Annotated in this window: 17 protein-coding genes; 7 read left to right on the top strand and 10 right to left on the bottom strand. The window is 65.0% G+C overall.

Annotated features, from left to right (window positions below; translation table 11 throughout):
- The first annotated feature begins 68 nt into the window (after positions 1–68).
- The gene (locus tag KVP70_RS09585; RefSeq protein WP_217941944.1) at positions 69–812 is read left to right on the top strand and encodes a tetratricopeptide repeat protein; all 744 of its coding nucleotides are present in this window, start codon (positions 69–71) and stop codon (positions 810–812) included.
- A gap of 99 nt (positions 813–911) precedes the next feature.
- Positions 912–1,418 (top strand): hemerythrin domain-containing protein, encoded by a 507-nt coding sequence (locus KVP70_RS09590; protein WP_217941945.1) that lies wholly within the window; start codon positions 912–914, stop codon positions 1,416–1,418.
- Positions 1,419–1,440: 22 nt separating this feature from the next.
- Here KVP70_RS09590 and coaD read toward each other — a convergent pair whose 3' ends face one another.
- From coaD to KVP70_RS09615, 5 genes are all read right to left on the bottom strand, one after another.
- Positions 1,441–2,589, bottom strand: coding sequence for a pantetheine-phosphate adenylyltransferase (coaD, locus tag KVP70_RS09595; protein WP_217941946.1), 1,149 nt, complete (start codon positions 2,587–2,589; stop codon positions 1,441–1,443).
- A gap of 32 nt (positions 2,590–2,621) precedes the next feature.
- Complete coding sequence (locus KVP70_RS09600; protein ID WP_217941947.1) at positions 2,622–4,010, bottom strand: ATP-binding protein; 1,389 nt, start codon at positions 4,008–4,010, stop codon at positions 2,622–2,624.
- The gene (locus KVP70_RS09605; RefSeq protein WP_020701705.1) at positions 4,007–4,666 is read right to left on the bottom strand and encodes a response regulator; all 660 of its coding nucleotides are present in this window, start codon (positions 4,664–4,666) and stop codon (positions 4,007–4,009) included. Before KVP70_RS09605 ends, KVP70_RS09600 begins: the two co-directional genes overlap by 4 nt.
- 46 nt (positions 4,667–4,712) lie before the next feature.
- Positions 4,713–6,212 (bottom strand): Do family serine endopeptidase, encoded by a 1,500-nt coding sequence (locus tag KVP70_RS09610; protein ID WP_217941948.1) that lies wholly within the window; start codon positions 6,210–6,212, stop codon positions 4,713–4,715.
- 155 nt (positions 6,213–6,367) lie between these two features.
- On the bottom strand, positions 6,368–6,826 hold the full coding sequence (locus tag KVP70_RS09615) for an Hsp20 family protein (RefSeq protein ID WP_217941949.1): 459 nt from the start codon (positions 6,824–6,826) through the stop codon (positions 6,368–6,370).
- Positions 6,827–7,082: 256 nt separating this feature from the next.
- Here KVP70_RS09615 and KVP70_RS09620 point away from each other — a divergent pair, with 256 nt between their 5' ends.
- From KVP70_RS09620 to KVP70_RS09630, 3 genes are all read left to right on the top strand, one after another.
- On the top strand, positions 7,083–8,957 hold the full coding sequence (locus tag KVP70_RS09620; RefSeq protein WP_229224715.1) for a M61 family metallopeptidase: 1,875 nt from the start codon (positions 7,083–7,085) through the stop codon (positions 8,955–8,957).
- 60 nt (positions 8,958–9,017) lie between these two features.
- Entirely contained in the window at positions 9,018–9,944 is a 927-nt protein-coding gene (locus tag KVP70_RS09625; protein WP_217941951.1) for a sensor domain-containing diguanylate cyclase, read from the top strand.
- A 67-nt stretch (positions 9,945–10,011) separates the two neighbouring features.
- Positions 10,012–10,359, top strand: a complete 348-nt coding sequence (locus tag KVP70_RS09630) for a hypothetical protein (protein ID WP_217941952.1) — start codon at positions 10,012–10,014, stop codon at positions 10,357–10,359.
- Positions 10,360–10,368: 9 nt separating this feature from the next.
- Here the strand turns inward: KVP70_RS09630 and KVP70_RS09635 are convergent, their stop codons facing one another.
- The 4 genes from KVP70_RS09635 to imuA all read right to left on the bottom strand — a co-directional run bounded on the left by KVP70_RS09635 (position 10,369) and on the right by imuA (position 14,346).
- The gene (locus KVP70_RS09635; RefSeq protein WP_217941953.1) at positions 10,369–11,361 is read right to left on the bottom strand and encodes a thioredoxin fold domain-containing protein; all 993 of its coding nucleotides are present in this window, start codon (positions 11,359–11,361) and stop codon (positions 10,369–10,371) included.
- A gap of 70 nt (positions 11,362–11,431) precedes the next feature.
- The gene (locus KVP70_RS09640) at positions 11,432–12,187 is read right to left on the bottom strand and encodes an alpha/beta hydrolase family protein (RefSeq protein WP_217941954.1); all 756 of its coding nucleotides are present in this window, start codon (positions 12,185–12,187) and stop codon (positions 11,432–11,434) included.
- 31 nt (positions 12,188–12,218) lie between these two features.
- A complete protein-coding gene (locus KVP70_RS09645; RefSeq protein ID WP_217941955.1) occupies positions 12,219–13,697 on the bottom strand; it encodes a Y-family DNA polymerase in 1,479 nt (492 codons plus the stop codon).
- Positions 13,627–14,346 (bottom strand): translesion DNA synthesis-associated protein ImuA, encoded by a 720-nt coding sequence (imuA, locus tag KVP70_RS09650; RefSeq protein WP_217941956.1) that lies wholly within the window; start codon positions 14,344–14,346, stop codon positions 13,627–13,629. Before imuA ends, KVP70_RS09645 begins: the two co-directional genes overlap by 71 nt.
- 142 nt (positions 14,347–14,488) lie before the next feature.
- Between imuA and KVP70_RS09655 the strand changes: the two genes are divergently transcribed.
- Complete coding sequence (locus KVP70_RS09655; protein ID WP_217941957.1) at positions 14,489–15,742, top strand: putative Na+/H+ antiporter; 1,254 nt, start codon at positions 14,489–14,491, stop codon at positions 15,740–15,742.
- 248 nt (positions 15,743–15,990) lie between these two features.
- On the top strand, positions 15,991–16,299 hold the full coding sequence (locus KVP70_RS09660) for a hypothetical protein (protein ID WP_217941958.1): 309 nt from the start codon (positions 15,991–15,993) through the stop codon (positions 16,297–16,299).
- Positions 16,300–16,327: 28 nt separating this feature from the next.
- Here KVP70_RS09660 and KVP70_RS09665 read toward each other — a convergent pair whose 3' ends face one another.
- Positions 16,328–17,491, bottom strand: a complete 1,164-nt coding sequence (locus tag KVP70_RS09665; protein WP_217941959.1) for an extracellular catalytic domain type 1 short-chain-length polyhydroxyalkanoate depolymerase — start codon at positions 17,489–17,491, stop codon at positions 16,328–16,330.
- Positions 17,492–17,507 lie beyond the last annotated feature (16 nt).

The raw sequence follows: 17,507 nt of genomic DNA on the forward strand, positions 1-17,507 counted from the left end.
GCGTGGTGCGCGGGGCCGGTGAAGGCCGGCTCCGCTTGTCGTGAGGTCACTGAATTATGCAAAATCACATGCAAGTTAAAAATTATCCCGGTGTCGCGCTGGTCGGTCTGCTGGCCGGCGTGTTCCTGTTCGGCTGCCAGCTGCAACAGGAAAAGCCGAACTCGGCGCAAATCGAGACGGTGGGCATGAAAGCCATGCAGCAGGCCGACGCCGGCGCCGAGCGCAAGCTGATGTCATGGTCGGCGCAGAACCTGCCGGTGGCGCAGCGCGAGCTGGCGCTGCTGTATCAAACCCGTCCCGGGCAACGGACAGAATCGCTGAAGCTGTTCGAGCAGGCCGCGCGCGGCGGCGACGTCGACGCGGCCTACCAGCTGGGCGAGATGCTGCGCGTGGGCGTGGCCGGCGTGCCGGCGGCGCCGGCCGCTGCTGCGCCGTGGTATGCGATGGCGGCCCGCCAGCAACACGCGCGCGCGGCGCTGATGCTGGGTCTGCTCTACAAGAATGGCGACGGCGTCGCGCGCGATGACGCGCAGGCCGCGCACTGGCTGAACGTCGCCAGCGGGCTGGGCAATCCACACGCCATGTTCCTGCTGTCCTACATCTACCGCGAAGGCCGCGGCGTCGCGCAGGACGGCGCCCAGGCCCGCCACCTGCTGGAAGAAGCCGCCGAACACGAATATCCGCCGGCGATTCAGGAGCTGGCGATGACGGTGCAACTGGGCGACGCCCTCAGCCCCAAGGACGAACGCCGCGCCGGCTACCTGCTCAAGGAAGCGGCCGAACACCGCCACAACAACTGGAATCGCTACTAAGCAATCCCGAGTTGGTTGAACAACGCACAGACCGTCATTGATCGCGCTCCTAGACTGGGTGGGCAGTTTCCCCATTCATACGCTAGTCAAGGAGCCGACATGAAAAGCACCACCCACTCGCAGGACAAAATTCCCAAGCCCATCCCCACCGAAACCGATCCCCAGGATGCGATCACGCTGCTGGCGGAAGACCATGAGCACGTCAAGTCGCTGTTCGAGCAGTACGAAGAATTGGGCGAGCGCGCGCATGCCACCAAGCAGAAGCTGGCCCTGCAGATCTGTGCCGAGCTGACCAAGCACGCCACGGCCGAAGAGGAAATCTTCTACCCCGCCGTGCGCGCCGCCAGCAAGGCGGACGACATCGTGGACGAGGCCCTCGTCGAGCACGCCTCGGCCAAGGACCTGATCGCCCAGATCATCGCCATGGAATCCACCGACGACATGTACGATGCCAAGGTCAAGGTGCTCTCCGAGCTGATCGACCATCACGTCAACGAAGAAGAGACCGAGATGTTCCCCAAGGCCCGCAAGGCCAAGCTCGACCTCGATGCGCTGGGCGCCGAGATCGCAGCGCGCAAGGAGCAAGTCGAACTGCCGCCGCACTAGCAGCGGCTCCGCGCCACATGGTTCACTTCACCGCCAGCCGCTCCATCTCGCGCTGCATGTTGTCGATGGCGCGCTCGTTGTACTGGTCGGCAAAGTAGGCGTTGCCGAACAACTGGCCCGCGTCGGCCTTGCGGCACAGGTGGGCCAGCGCGCCGCCGCGCTGCTCGCGGTACTTGGCGTCCGGCAGGTGGATGTATTCCCTGCGGATGGCGCGCGCATAGTTCTGGTAGACCTCGTCGTCCTGCCCCAGGATGGCCAGATCGACGCTGAGCAGGGTGTCCTTCAGGCGGTGGGTGATCGAGGCTTCCTGGAAATGGTCGGTGGCGCGTATCAGCTCGGCCGCGTCGCCCATCTCCTGGCCCAGATGGCTGCCCAGCCACAGCTGCGCGCTGGCTTCCTCGTTGGTCAGCGCGTCCGGCTCGCCGCTGTGGCCGTACTCGGCGTCATGGAACCAGAACGCCTGCTTGACGATGTCGACGTCGACCGGATCGGGCCGGGTGTTGGCGGCCCACACGCGGATCTCGCACAGGCCGTGCACCAGGTGGTCGAGGTTATGGTAGTGGCGCGCCGGACCGCCGTAGGCGGTGGCGCCGGTCAGCTGCACGAACCACTGGTCGGCGTGGGCGATGGCGGTGGCGTCGCGGTGCTCGTAGTCCCACAGCGTTTCCCACTCCTTGCGCAGCCAGCTCAGCACCCAGGCATGGTAGGCCGGGCCGGGCACGAACTTCTTCATGATCCAGTTCCAGCCGATCGGCCCCTCCAGCGCCTTGACGAAGCTGGAGCTGACCGAACCGAGGTCGCGCGGCGGCATGACGAAGATGGTCTTGGCGCCCTGCAGCACGTCGACGTTGGTTTGCTGGATCAGGTTTTCGTAGTCGAAATCGGCGGTGGTGCGGATGCCGCGGATCAGGCAATGCACGCCCTGCTTCTTGGCGGCGCGCGCCGTGTAGTCGCCCTTGACGATGACCACCTGCACATTGTCCCAGCCCTGCTCGGCGCAGCTGAGGGCGATGATGCTCTTGCGCTCCTCGGCCGAGAACTTGGGCTTCTTGGCCGGATTCTCGGACAGGAAGACCACCACCTCGTCCGCCAGCGAACGGGCTTCGTTCATCACCCACATGTGACCGTTGGTGATCGGGTCCAGGGTGCCCGAAAAGCCGATTTTCTTCATACGCCACTCCAACGCCATGTCAAAGTGGCATTTTAGACTGGAGTGGCCCTTGCAGTCTCAGGAAAATCGACTTTGATCAGCAGGCCGCCCAGGCGCTCGGACTGGCCCAGGGTCAGCGCGGCGCCGTGGCGCTCGGCGATCGACTTGATGATCGCCAGCCCCAGCCCGCTGCCGCCGGCCGGGCTGCCGGGCACGCGGTAGAAGCGGCTGAACACGCGTTCGCGCTCTTCCGGCGGGATGCCGGGGCCGGAATCCTCGACCGTGAGGACGACCCGGCCCGGCGCCGCCTTTGTGGCGCCGGCGCTACGGCGCAGCTCGATATCGACGGTGCCGCCGGCCGGCGTGTACTTGGTGGCGTTGTCGATCAGGTTGCGCAGCAGGATGATCAGCGCGTCCGGCTGGCCGTCGACCGAGGCCTCGTCGGCATGGTGCAGACCGAGGTCGATCTGGCGCGACTGCGCCAGCCCGGCCATGTCGCCCAGCGAGCGCTTGACCAGCTCGCTCAGGTTGACCGGTTCCAGCTTGACATCGTTGACCGAGCCTTCCTGGCGCGCCAGCACCAGCAACTGTTCCACCAGCCGCGTGGCGCGCTCGATGCCGGCCGTGACGCGGCCGACGGCGATGCTGCGCGCCGCCTCGTCCTGCGCCCTTTCCAGGCTCAGCACCTGCAATTTGAGCGCCGCCAGCGGCGAGCGCAGCTCGTGCGCGGCGTCGGCGACGAAGTGCTGCTGGGCCTCGAAGGCGGTGCGCACGCGGCCGAACAGCAGGTTCAGCTCATGCACCAGCGGCCGCACTTCGTCGGGCAAATCGTTTTCCGAGACGGGCGACAGATCGTCCGCCTGACGCGCCGCCACCTGCCGCTTGACGCGCGACACCGGCGCCAGCGAGCCGCTGACCACCCACCACACCACCAGCATCAGCACCGGCGCCATGACGGCGATCGGGCCGACCGTGCGCAGCGCCAAGGTGCCGGCCATGCGCTGGCGCACCGCCATGTCCTGCGCCACCTGCACCGTCTGGTTGCTGGTCTGCACCGAGAAGATGCGGTAGGTGGTGTTGTTGGCCTTGACATTGGAGAAGCCCAGCACCGCGCGCTGCGGCAGCGCCGCGCGCGACAGCGAACGGAACACCTGGGCGCCGTCCGGCGTCCACACCTGGACCACCAGGTCGTCGTTTTCGGGATCGGCCGCCGTGTCGGCGGCCTTGTTGGTCAAGGTGGCGCTGGAGCGCAGCGACATCGCCATCTGCTGCATGTGATAGTCGAAGATCTGGTCGGCGTCGCTGAGCGCGCTGCGGTAGGCGATCATCGCCTGGGCAATGGCCGCCATCGTGATGGCGGCCAGCAGGAACCACAGCAAACGTCCGCGCAGCGAGTGCGTCACCACAGGCACCCGCGGCAGCGACGGCATCTTCACCTTCATAGTTTGGGCACCATGTATCCCAGGCCGCGCACGTTTTGGATCAGTTCCGCGCCCAACTTCTTGCGCAGGCCGTGGATGTAGACTTCGACCGCGTTGCTGTTGACTTCATCCTTCCAGCTGTACAGCTTTTCCTCCAGCTGATGCCGCGACAGCACGATGCCGGGCCGCGCGATCAGCGCCTCCAGCACCGCCCATTCGCGCGCCGACAGGCTCACGGCCTTGCCGTCGGCCAGCACCTCGCGGGTCTGCGGATTGACGCTGACGCCGCCGTGCTCGAAGATCGGCTCGGCGCGGCCGGCCGAACGGCGCAGCAAGGCGCGGATGCGCGCCAGCAGTTCGTCGAGGTCGTAGGGTTTGAGCACATAATCGTCGGCGCCGGCGTCGAGGCCGGCGATGCGCTGTTCCTTGGCGTCGCGCGCGGTGGCCACCAGCACCGGCGTCAGTTCCTTGCGCGCGCGCATCGAGCGCAGCACTTCGAGGCCGTCCTTGCGCGGCAGGCCCAGGTCCAGCAGCACCAGGTCGTAGGTCTGGGTTTGCAGCGCGGTGTCGGCCATCGCGCCGTCCTTGACCCAATCGACCGCGTAGTGCTCGGCCCTGAGCAGGTCCAGCACTACCTCGCCGATCATCGTATCGTCTTCTACCAGCAGAAGTCGCATATTATTTCCTTTCTATTTTTGTGTTGCGTTCTGCCGGCCCGCGGGCTTACCCCAAACGCACCGGTATGAAGATTTTATCGTCGCCGCGCTGTATCAGCAATGCCACCGACTTGCCGGACTTGCCCACCACCTCGCGCACCTGCTCGATCGAGTTGACCGGACGGCCGTTCACCGACAGCAGCACATCGCCCGGCTGCACGCCGGCATCGGCCGCCGCGCCGCGCGCATCCTCGATCAGCAAGCCGTTGGCGATGCCGGACTGGCGCTTCTCCATGCTTTCCAGCGGACGCAGCGACAAGCCCAGCTTGAGCTTGGCGCTGGCCTGGTCGCTGCGCTCGCCCTCGGCCGCCGCCACCTTGTCGCTGGCGTTGCCCAGCGTGGCGCTCAATTGTACGGCCTTACCCTGGCGCCAGACTTCCATCGTCACTTTATCACCTGGCGAGGCCAGGCCGACGATGGCCGGCAAATCGCCCGAGCTGATGATCTTGTTGCCGTTGAGCGTGCGGATCACGTCGCCCGGCTTCAGGCCGGCCTTGTCGCCGGGGCCGCCCTTCTCGACGTTGGACACCAGCGCGCCTTCCGGCGTGGCCAGGTTGAACGAGTCGGCGAAGCCCTGGTTGATCTCCTGCACCGTCACGCCCAGCTTGGCGTGGGTGACCTTGCCGGTCGAGACGATCTGGTCCTTGATCTTGCCGGCCACGTCGATCGGGATCGCGAACGACAGGCCCTGGTAGCCGCCGGTCTGGCTGTAGATCTGCGAGTTGATGCCGACCACTTCGCCGCGCGTGTTGAACAGCGGGCCGCCCGAGTTGCCGGGGTTGACGGCGACGTCGGTCTGGATGAAGGGCACGTTGCCGTCCGGCAGAGAGCGGCCCTTGGCGCTGACCACGCCGGCGGTGACGGTGTTGTCGAGGCCGTATGGCGAGCCGATCGCCAGCACCCATTCGCCCACTTTCAGGTCGTTGCCCTTGGCCAGCGGCACCACCGGCAGGTTCTTGGCGTCGATCTTCAGCACGGCGACGTCGCTTTTCGGGTCGGAGCCCAGCACCTTGGCGCGGAACTCGCGGCGGTCGGTCAGCTTGACCACCACCTCGCTGGCGTCGCGCACCACGTGGGCGTTGGTCAGGATGATGCCGTCGGCGCTGATGATGAAGCCCGAGCCCAGGCCGTGGGTCGGCACGCTGCGCTGGCCGCCGCGCTGTTGCGGGCCCTGGAAGCGGCGGAAGAATTCGTAGAAGGGATCGTCGGCGAAGGGATCGGCGCGGCCGGTCTGCTCGGCGCCGTCGTAGGCCGTCTTGGTGCTGCCGGTGACGCTGATGTTGACCACCGCCGGGCCGTTGTGGGCCGCGATGACGCTGAAGTCGGGCAGCGCCATCATGGGCGCAGGCACGGCGACTGGGGCGGCCTGGACCGGCGCTGCGGCCTGCAGCACGATGGGGGCGGCGGCAACGGCGTTGCCTTGCTTGACGGCGACGGCGCCGCCGACGCCTATCACGCCCAGCACTGCCACGGCGAGGGCTGCACGTTTGAGGGTAGATTCGGACATAGCTGCACTCCTGAATTGACTGAGGTTTGTAGATGTATCCAATATGAGGGTAAAAACTTAGACCCGTCTTAACTATACAATTGCTTACAACCAAGACGCGGGACGCAAAACTGGCCGGATATACCGGCCAGTTCGGAACTACTCAGCTACGCGGATCAGGCGGCCTGGCGCTGCTCCAGGGCGGTGACGTTGTCGCTGCCGTCGATGACGATCTTGCGTGGTTTGAGCGCCTCGGGCACTTCGCGCACCAGCTCGATGTTCAGCATGCCGTTGTCGAAGGTGGCGCCGGTCACTTTGACGTGGTTGGCCAGCTGGAAGCGCTGCTCGAAATCGCGGGCGGCGATGCCGCGGTGCAGATAGGTGCGCTCGGTGGCATCCTTCTGCTTGCGGCCGACGATGTGCAGCGAATCGCGCTCGAAGGTGATGTCGATTTCCGAACGGTCGAAGCCGGCCAGCGCCATCACGATGCGGTATTTGTCGTCCGACACCAGTTCGATGTTGTACGGTGGGTAGCTTGGGGTGGCATCGCTGCGCTGGGCGTCGTTGAGCATTTGCGCCAGACGATCAAAGCCGATGGCGGAACGATACAGTGGGGTCAGGTCAAAAGTACGCATGATGGATATCCTTTTCAAGTTAAGCGATATGGGCGGGGAAGATTCCCCTCGGTGGTCCCCATCTGGGCAACCACTGAGTCCGATATAGGATGGTTTTCTGGCCTTTCAAGGCCTTGAAAAACGGCCACAAGATCCCCAGAGCCGCACATTTTTAAAAAATATTTTCGCTGCGGCGCGCCATCTTTTTGCCAGATTTGCAAGTTGCCTGCGTGCTACACTCGCCTTCTTGTCCAACCTCGTTATCGACCACATGTCCATGTCCCGTGCCGCCCTCGCCGCCCTGTTGGTTACCGCCTTCAGCGCCCAGGCAGAAGCCATCTCCGAACAGCCTTACCCAGGCACCATCGTCTTGAATGTGGACGCCACCAACACGGCGCAGCAAATCTTCCGCGTGCGCGAGAGCATCCCCGCCAGGCCGGGCAAGCTGACCCTGCTCTATCCGCAGTGGATACCGGCCAACCACGGCCCCAGCGGCGCGCTGAACCAATTCGCCGGCCTCAAGGTCAGCGCCAACGGCAAGCCGCTGGACTGGAAGCGCGACACGGTCAACGTCTACGCCTTCCATATCGAGGTGCCGAAGGATGCGTCGTCGGTGGAGGTGGAATTCCAGTACCTGTCGCCGACCGAGGCCAACCAGGGCCGCACCACGATCACCAACGACATCGTCGGCGTGCAATGGCAATCGCTGACCCTGTACCCGGCCGGCTACAACAGCCGCCGCATCACCATGCAGCCCAACCTGACGGTGCCGGCCGGCTGGCAGTACGGCACGGCGCTGGAGACGGCCGCCCGCAACGGCGACCAGATCGCCTTCAAGCCGCTGGACTTGGAGGCGATGATGGATGCGCCGCTGTTCGCCGGCCGCCACTTCCGCCGCATCGACCTCGATCCGGGCGCGAAAGTGCCGGTGCACCTGAACGTCGTGGCCGACTCGGCCGAGCAGCTGGAGGCGACGCCGGAACAGATCGCCCCGCACCGCGCGATGGTGCAGCAAGCCTACAAGCTGTTCAACTCGCAGCACTACCAGCACTACGATTTCCTGTTCGCCATCAGCGACGAGTTCGGCGGCATCGGCCGCGAGCATCACCAGTCGAGCGAGAACGGCGTCAAGCTGGGCTACTTCGCCGACTGGGCCAAGCAGGAGGCGCGGCGCGAATTGCTGCCGCATGAATTCACCCACTCGTGGAACGGCAAGTTCCGCCGTCCGGCCGACCAGAACGTCCCCAACTTCAACACGCCGCTGCAGAACACGCTGCTGTGGGTCTACGAAGGCCAGACCCAGTACTGGGGCGCGGTGATCGCGGCCCGTTCCGGCCTGATCAAGCCCGAGCACACGCGCGACCTGCTGGCCGCCACCGCCGCCCGCTACGACAACACCCGCGGCCGCGAATGGCGCGCGGTGCAGGACACCACCAACGATCCGATCGTCAACGCCCGCCGTCCGCAAGGCTGGAACAACTGGCAGCGCGCCGAGGATTACTACTCGGAAGGTGAACTGATCTGGTTGGACGCCGACACGCTGATACGCGAAAAGTCCGGCGACCAGCGCTCGCTGAACGACTTCGCCCGCAGCTTCTTCGGCGTCGACGACGGCGTCAACGTCGCCAAGCACTACAGCTTCGAGGACGTGGTGAAGGCGCTCAACGCCATCCAGCCTTACGACTGGGCCAGCTTCCTGCGCACCCGCCTGGACGGCCACGGCCCCGGCGCACCGCTGGACGGCCTGACGCGCGCCGGCTGGAAACTGGTCTACACCGACAAGCCAACCGACTTCCTCAAGGCCCAGGAAGAGCAAAACAAATCGGCCAACTTCCAGTATTCGCTGGGCTTCTCGGTCGGTTCGGATGGCAAGCTGGAAGGCTTCCAGTGGGAGGGCGTGGGCTTCAAGGCCGGCCTGTCGGGCGGCAGCACGCTGCTGGCCGTCAACGGCCGCGCCTACAAGGCCGAGGTGCTGCGCGCCGCCGTCACTGCCGCCAAGACCGGCAAGGAACCGATCAGCCTGCTGGTCAAGAAAGGCAGCTTGTACCAGACCTATGCGCTCGACTACCACGGCGGCCTGAAGTATCCGCGCCTGGAGCGCATCGAAGGCACGCCGGACCGCCTTGATGCAATTCTGCAACCGTTGAAGTAATTATCACGCTGAAGGGGGCTGGTTGTTTGTGCCGGCCCCCCATCGGGTTATACTGGCCCCATGCCAGATCGGACCGATACCCGCCCTCCACCGCGCACCGAGCTAGACGAATTGCGCGCGTCCGACCGCATTTTCCACGCCCTGCTCGACAATGCCCCCATCCTGATTTCGACCAAGGATTTGCAAGGCAATATCACGATGGCCAACCGCCATTTCGAGATCCTCGACGGCTACAACGCCGCCACCTTTGTCGGCTCCAATGTCTTCGAACTGTTCCCGCGCGAGATCGCCGAACAGCTGTGGCGCAACGACCGCATTGCCGCGCTGGAGCGGCGCGCCATCCACGAGGAGGAATCGGTCTACCACCGCGACAAGACGCTGCACACCTACATGACGGTGAAGTTCCCGCTGCTCGACGACGAGGGCCAGGTCTACGCCACCTGCGCCGTCTCCACCGACATCACCGACGCCAAGGCCGCGCAGGCCGACAGCGTGACCGACGAGCTGACCGGGCTGAAGAACCGGCGCTACCTCAACATCCGCTTCAGCGAAGAACAAAAGCGCGCCCGCCGCGACCAGCGCCTGCTGACCTTGCTGCTGATCGACGTCGACCGCTTCAAGGAATACAACGACAGCCACGGCCACCCGCAAGGCGACCAGGTGCTCAAGGCGGTGGCCGACGCCATGCGCCAGGCGCTGAGCCGTCCGGGCGACCTGAGCTTCCGCATCGGCGGCGACGAGTTCGCCTGCCTGTTCGCCAGCAACAGCGCCGACGAGAGCGCGGCGCTTGCCGAACAGATCCGCGCCGACCTGGCGGCCCGCCTGATCCCGCACCAGGGCAATCCGCCCTGCGGCCACGTGACGCTGTCGCTGGGGCTGGCCTTCGTCGCGCCGGACGCCACGCTGAGCCAGCAAGAGATCTACGAACAGGCCGACCAGGCCCTGTACCGGGCCAAGCACCAGGGCCGCAACACCGTCTCGCGCTAGGCCGGCTTGGCCCTGCCGGGCCGGGCGTGGCCTTGGCGTTTTGCTGTTTTGGTGTATGCTAATCGCTATGAACAAAGACACCGACATCCAACTCAGCGGCCCCTTCAAGGTCTCCGACGGCTCCGGCCGTGCCCACGACGCCAAGGCGATCCGTATCTTCGACGAAGGTTACGGCGCGATCGACGTGTATGTGGACTTTTCTGCTTCGATCAGCGGCCTGCACAAGGACAAATCGCTGATCGACGCCGTGGTCGCGCAACTGCGCACCGTCGGCTACAAGGGCCCGGCCCTGACCGCCGGCGATTCCGTGCTGCAGGAAAGCAAACTGCTGGTGCTGGAAGCGCCGGACGAATTCAACACCTTCGCCGCCGGCAAGGGCTGGAAAGACCTCGCCGAAGAATTCGACGACGAGTAATCGCAAGCCTTAGTTAAACAACTTCTTCAACGCATCCTTCACGTCAATCTTGATTTTCTTCGGCTGCTCGCCCGCCTGCGCGGCGGCGGGCTGCTGCGGATCGTTGGCATTGTCCGCCGCCGCGATCAGCCACTGCGGCTGCTTGGCCGCAGCCATCTTGGGCAGGCCATCGCTGCCGAAGTTCTGCTTCATATACGGCAAGTCCATATCGGGCTTATTCTGTAACACACTACCGTCTTCGCGCACGATGACAGGCGTGCCGCCGACGCGGCTACCCACCGACGCCAGCACGCGCTGCAGTTGGCGCACCGATTGCTGGGCGTTTTTCGGATCGTACTCACACGTGCGGCCAGGCGCCGCATCGAGCGTGCTCCAGTATTTTTTCCAGGCCGCGGTGCTGTTATCGGCGCACCAGATACGCGACACGGTTTGCCATTTCGCCATACCGCCGCCGTCATTGACGTCGAGCAGCGACATCGGCACCACGTAGAACGTCGTGTTCACGCCACTCCCTTTTTTCAGCAAGTCCTGCTCGAAGCGCTGGCAGAAGCCGCAATCCACCGCCGAGAACAGCACCATCTTGCGGCCGCCGCCGTCGCCGTAACTGACCTTGATCAGCTTGTCGTAGTCGATGGCCGCGATCACTTCCTGCCGCAGGTCGCCCAGCTCCTCGCTGCTCATCTTGCGCGGCGGGGCACTGGTGGTGCTCAATACCTGGAAGCCGCTGGAGTCACCGTAGATGGTGCCGGCTTCGTTGATGAGGCCAATGAATGCGCCCTTATTGTCGTTCAATACATACATGCCGCGCACCAGCGTCGGTATGGCGCGGCTGTTGTTTTCGGTGATGCCCAGGCTGCGGTTGGCGCACGCCATATTGGCCAGCAGGTTATGCGTCGCGCTGCGGCCATCCGCTTGCGCCGGCGGCGCCAGCATCGCGCCGGCCATGCCGACAACGGCGCCCAGTGCGCGCCACTGCTTGAAGCTTTGTTTGAATACGTTCATCGCTAACCCTTCCTGATTTGCCGGCCCAGCCAGGCATTAAACAAAAGAGAAGATTATATAACAACGTTATTCAAATATAGCGATCGCTCCAGGCCGCGATCAGGTTGGCCACGTAGACGGCATCGTCGCGCTCGGTCAGCAGGTGGTCGGCGCTGTCGAGTGAGATAAAACTCTTCGGATGCTTGGCGGCGGTGAAAATCTCCATCGCATTGCTGATGCCCACCGTGTCGTCGCCCGGCGCGTGCATCACCAGCAAGGCGCGCTTCAGGCCCGCGATCTTCAGCTTCAGATTGTGCCCGCCCGCGTCCTCGACAAATTGCTGCTTGATGCGGAAGGGCCGGCCCGCCAGCTGCACCTGCGCCTCGCCCTCGTTGGCGATCTGGTCGAGATGCTGGCTGAACAAGCCGGTCACGCGCACCGGGTCGCTGGGCGCGGCCAAGGTCACCACCGCCTTGGCCTCCGGCACCTGCCCGGCCACCGCCAGCACCGCCGCGCCGCCCAGGCTGTGGCCGATCAGCAGGCTGGGCGCCTTGTGGCTGGCGCGCAGGTAGGCGGTGGCCGCCAGCAAGTCCGCCAGGTTGGACGAGAAATTGGTGTTGGCGAATTCGCCCTCGCTGGCGCCCAGGCCGGTGAAGTCGAAGCGCAGCACGGCAAAGCCATGCTCGGTCAGCGCCTGCGCGATGCGGCTGGCGGCAAACACGTCCTTGCCGCAGGTGAAGCAATGAGCAAACAAGGCGTAGGCCCGGATGTCGCCGTCCGGCACATCCAGCCGCGATGCCAGCTTCTGGCCGTCGGCGCCGAGGAATTCCTGTCGTTGTGATCGCATGCGCTGTCCCGTTGATATTGCCATACGCTATTTAACCAAACAAACCGTGCAGATACCAGCGCGCCGACTGTTCGCCCTCGTGGCCGGTGCGCTCGCGGTACAGCCAGTAGTGGGCGCAGTCGTCGCCCTCGGCCATGAAATAGTCGCGGGTTTGCATGGCGCCCCACCAGCCGGCCTCGATGCGCTCGCCGGTGGACATGATCTTCAGCGGCGAGCCGTAGAACGGCCGGTGGTCGCGCATCAGCAAGGGGATAGGCTTGGCCAGCAACCATGTCGGACGCGGCAGGCCGGGCATGTCCGGCGGCAGTTGGGCGCGGGCGTCGGCGGGACGGATTTTTTCCTGCACGCTGACCCAGGCGTTGGCATGCTCGGGACGATAGTCGGCGCGCGGCGCCGCTTGCAGCACGTTGTCCGGCCCCAGCCGCGCGGTCAGCAATTCCAGCAGGCGCTGCCAATCCTCCTTGCTGCCGCCCGGCTCGGGGAACAATGAGTCGCTGGGCGGCGCCATCGGCTGCACCTGCGGCGCTTCCAGGCACAGGCCGATCACCGGCGCGTCCAGCACCTGCTTGGCCAGCCTTTCCTTGAGCAGGCGCACCAGGTGCTCGTCGCGCCAGGTCGGCTCGGCCAGCACGATGTCGATCACCGTCGGCGGGCCGGCCACCTTGCCGCGCTCGTGCTCCAGCAGCAGCCGGATGCGCTCGACCGCAAACTGGTGCGCGCTGAGCCAGCCAGTGAGCTGCTGCAACAAGCGGCGCGCGCCGAACAGCAGCGCCTCGGCGTTTTCCACGCGGTCGAACAATTCCAGCTTGGCGCGGAAGCTGGCCGGCGCTTCCAGCCATTGATGCATCTCGGCACGTTCGCCGTAGGCATCGTCCAGCATGTCCAGCAAGGCCCGGCCGCAGCGGCGCTGCAAGCCGGGACGCGGCAGGCGGCGCATCTCGCCCAGCGTCAAGCACCCTATGCCTTCCAACCAGCTCAGGTAGGGCCGAGCCGGAGGCAGCAGGCTGCCGGGCAAGCGGTCCATGCGCCGCACTAACGCGTCCATCGTCAAGGCCCTCCCGGCGTGGCTGCGGGCCAGCAGCCAGGCGCCGCGCGCGGTGGGCGCGCAGCTGAGCGTGGCCGTGAAACCGAGCGCCTCCATGCTAGCCGCCACCTGCCGGCACAGTGCGCGGATGCCGCCGAACAGGCGCAGGCTGGCGCCGACGTCGAGCAGCAGCGTGGCCTCCTCCGCCTGCGCCAGCTGCGGCGTAAATTGCAGCAGCGCCATCGCCACCGCCTGCTGCGCGTCCATCTCGCGCTGCGGCGCGCGCTGCTGGAACTGCGACTGCGGCGCCAGCATCAGCGCGCCGCCGCGCCGCATGCCCACGTCCACGCCGGCCTGCCGCGCCAGCGCCGACATGGCCACCACCCGCTCCTGCTCCAGCACCACGGTGCAGCCGTTAGCCGACCAGCGCGGGCAGAATACTTCGAGCGGGAGCCGTGGCAGGTGTAGTCCGATCCAGAGGCGCATGGCGTTGTAAGAGCGAGGGGGTTAAGGGCAAAAATAATGGGGTGTCGCGCTGCGGGCCTCGTCGTTTGACAAAGCCGATGTTGATGCCGCCAGGCGCCGTGTGCAGCGACAGCCGCAGCGGCGCCGGCGAGGCATCCTGCGCGGCCGCCAGCGGCCGCAGCATGCAGAACAAGGTGTCCCCGCTTAGCGCCGCCAGATGCAAGCGGCGCAGCGTTTCGCCGCGCGCATGGTTTTGCCACAGCAGCAGCGCGCCGCAACAGCCGCTGCGCAGCACTTGTTCGGCCGCCCACAAGGCATCGCCGCTCTTGGCGCCGCTGCGTATCCAGATCAGCTGCGACGGCTCCAGCCCCAGCGCCGCCAGCGCCAGCGCCTGCGGCGCATGCGGCGGTTGCAACAGCACGATGGGCCGCTTGCCGAGACCCAGCAACGCCGGCCGCAGCAGGCGCAGCTCGCCGATGCCGTGCTGCTGCACCAGCAGATCGGTCAGCACGCCCAGCGGCCAGCCGCCGCCCGGCAACTGCGCCGACAAGGCGGCAAAGCCGGTGTCGACACAGCGGGTGGCGCTGTGCGCCAGTTGCGACGCCAGCCATAACGCTGGATGGACGGCTTCGGGCGCAAGGGGGATGGAATGGGTGGCGGATCGGTTCATACGGTTCATAGTAAGGAACGGATTTTACCGCAAATACTGTACAAATACACAGTACTATTTGTTGGCGTTTTTGGCAAGGCCAATCTGTATCGTGCGTCCCATGCTGTACCATGTGGCTCAGGCAACTCAACAAGGACATCCTTTGCAAACCATCCAATTGGTCGGCGCCATCCTGTTCGGACTGGCGCTGCTGCACACCTTCGCAGCCAAATCCTTCGAAGTGCTATCGCACCGCCACCCGCGCCACGCGGGCCTGTTCCATCTGCTGGGCGAAGTGGAAGTGGTGTTCGGCTTCTGGGCCTTTATCCTGATTATCGCGATGGCAGTGCTGGGCGGGGGCGACGCCGCCATCCAGTACGCCGAGTCGCGCCAGTACACCGAACCGCTGTTCGTGTTCACCGTGATGGTGGTGGCGGCCTCGCGGCCGGTGCTGGACATCATGGAACGCGTGCTGCTGGTGCTGGCCAAACTGCTGCCTATGCGCACCGAACTGGCGCTGGTGTGGTTCGGCCTGGCGCTGGTGCCGCTGACCGGTTCCCTGATCACCGAGCCGGCCGCGATGACCCTGGCCGCGCTGATGCTGGCGCCGCTGATTTTCCGCGACGGCATGCCGGAGTGGCTAAAGTACGGCGCGCTGGGCGTGCTGTTCGTCAACGTCTCGATCGGCGGCACGCTGACCGCCTACGCCGCGCCGCCGGTGTTGATGGTGGCCAGCACCTGGCAATGGGATAGCGCTTTCATGGCCGCGCATTTCGGCTGGAAGGCTGCCATCGCGGTGCTGATCAACGCCACCGTGATCACCTTCATGCTGCGCAAGCATTTGCGGGCGCCGGCCGCGCCGTCGGCTGACGTCGTGGCCGCACCGGCCGTGCCGCTGACGGTCACCGCGATCCATCTGATGTTCCTGGCGGCGGTGGTGGTGCTGGGCCATCACCCGGTGCTGTTCCTCGGCATCTTCATGCTGTTCCTGGGATTCACGCAGGCTTACCAGCGCTACCAGAATCCGCTGATCATCAAGGAAGGCTTGCTGGTTGGCTTCTTCTTGGCCGGGCTGGTGGTGTTGGGCGGCATGCAACAATGGTGGTTGCAGCCCATCGTCGAGAGCTTGCCGCCGGTGGCGCTGTTCTTCAGTGCGCTTGGCCTGACTGCGATTACCGACAACGCCGCGCTGACCTATCTCGGTTCGCTGATCCAGGGAATTTCGGCGCAGTCGCAATACATGCTGGTGGCCGGCGCGGTGGCCGGCGGCGGTCTGACGGTGATCGCCAACGCGCCGAATCCGGCCGGCGTATCGCTGCTGCGGCGCGGCTTCCAGGACGAATCGATAGGCGCTATCGGCCTACTGGCCGGCGCGCTGGCGCCGACGGCCGTGGCTGCGCTGGCTTTTCTGCTGTAGCCACCTCGACCTGGAATTTCAATCCAAGCGCACGCATGACTTTCAAGATGGTCGCGAAGCTTGGATTGCCATCGGCCAAAAGGGCTTTACATTCCGCAACCAGTGTGACGTGCGGTAAAAAAATATATTAATCCAGTTGTTACAAAATGCGTATTTCATGGCAATTTTGATCACTAGAATGGTTTTGGGTTTAGACCCAAAGGTAGCAACGTCAGGATTCCCAACCTTTTCATTCAAAGGATTACACCATGACCGCCTCCATCAAAATCAGTGCTTGCGACAATGAACTTCGCGTCATCGCCTCCACCGGGGCATTCTCCGCTGAGATCTGCCATATTTCGTCCGGAAATAACGACACAGTAGCCTATGCCGTCAACCTAGGCTCTGTCCTTCCGGGCGGGACCTACTCCCTCACGATGGTCGGCATCAACTGGGGCGGCCCGGCAAGGTTCTCTGTTGAGGTCACTAACAACGGCGCTGTCACCCCATATTCATTCGAAAAGAAAGACGCAGCGATCGGTGTAGTCTGGAGCCCAACGATAATCGTCAATGTATAAAATAAACTTGCAACAACGCGCAATAGGTTTATCGCCGCTGGTGACGTGAGAAAAATTCTAACATCATTTTGCTAGCATCCGGTCCGGCCTTGGCGTTGAAGGCCAGCGCCGGATCGCCGCCGCTCCAGGCGTGCTCGAGGTCGGCGATCTGGGCGACGCGCAGCAGCAGTTTTCTTCCTTCGTAAAAATCGTGCAGCTGGTGGGCGTTGTGGCGGCCGCCGCGTCCTTGCGGCTTGTGGGTGATCTTCGGCGCCGCCGACAGCCGGTTCAACAGCCGGCTTTGGCGCGCCAGCTGGAGTTGGTTGATCGGGCGGACCACCTTGTCGCCCTCGCCCTGAATCAGGATCGCGGGCATGCCGGGGAATTGCGGATGGCGCAGCATCACCTCATGCGCGGCGGCCTCGGTGCGCGTGGCGGCGCCGTGCTGCATCACGCCCAATGCGCCGATGGTGTTGTGGCCAGCGCCGAACACCGGGCCTGAATGCAGTCCCACGGCGGCGAACAGCTGCGGGTGGTTCAGCGCGACGATGTTGGCCATGCCGGCTCCCGCCGAAAGACCGGCGATGTAGATGCGCGAACGGTCGATGGCGTATTGCGACATCACCTTGTTGATCATGCCGACGATGACGGGGACGTCGCCGCCGCCCTCCTGCGTGGCGCGGTCGTACCATTTCCAGCAGCGCTGCGCCTGGACGCTAACCAGTTGCTGCGGATAGAGGACGGCATAGCCCATCTGCTCGGCCCACTGGTTCATGCGCGTGCCCTGCGCGAACTGGGTCGCGGTCTGGTGGCAGCCGTGCAGCATCACCAGCAGCGGCAAGCCTTTGCGTTGCGTGTCTTCGGGCGGATTGTTTGGCAGGTAGAGCCAGTAGCTCATGCGGCGTGCCGGCGTGCCGACACTTGGCGGTGCGCTGAAGTGTGAGGCCAGCCATTTGCCCGGCGATGGGGGGACGTGGCGGGGTGGTGGCGGACTTGCGCGTTGCCCCCGAACACCGGATGCGGGGGTCTGACCCCGGACGGGGTCAGACCCCTTGCGGGCGGGTTTCGGGGCGGCTGCCGGCTTGCGTTTCCGTTCAGGCTTGGCGGCAGCGGGGACGGCGAACAGCGCCGTCACCAATTTGCTGACGGAACGGCTCTGCCGCTTGCCCGTGCGGACCAAGGTGCGTAACAAACTGCTGGCGGCTCTCTTCATGGCGACGATCTCCTGT

Origin of the sequence: Duganella violaceipulchra, from assembly GCF_019166075.1 — a bacterium.
Taxonomy (GTDB): domain Bacteria; phylum Pseudomonadota; class Gammaproteobacteria; order Burkholderiales; family Burkholderiaceae_D; genus Rugamonas; species Rugamonas violaceipulchra.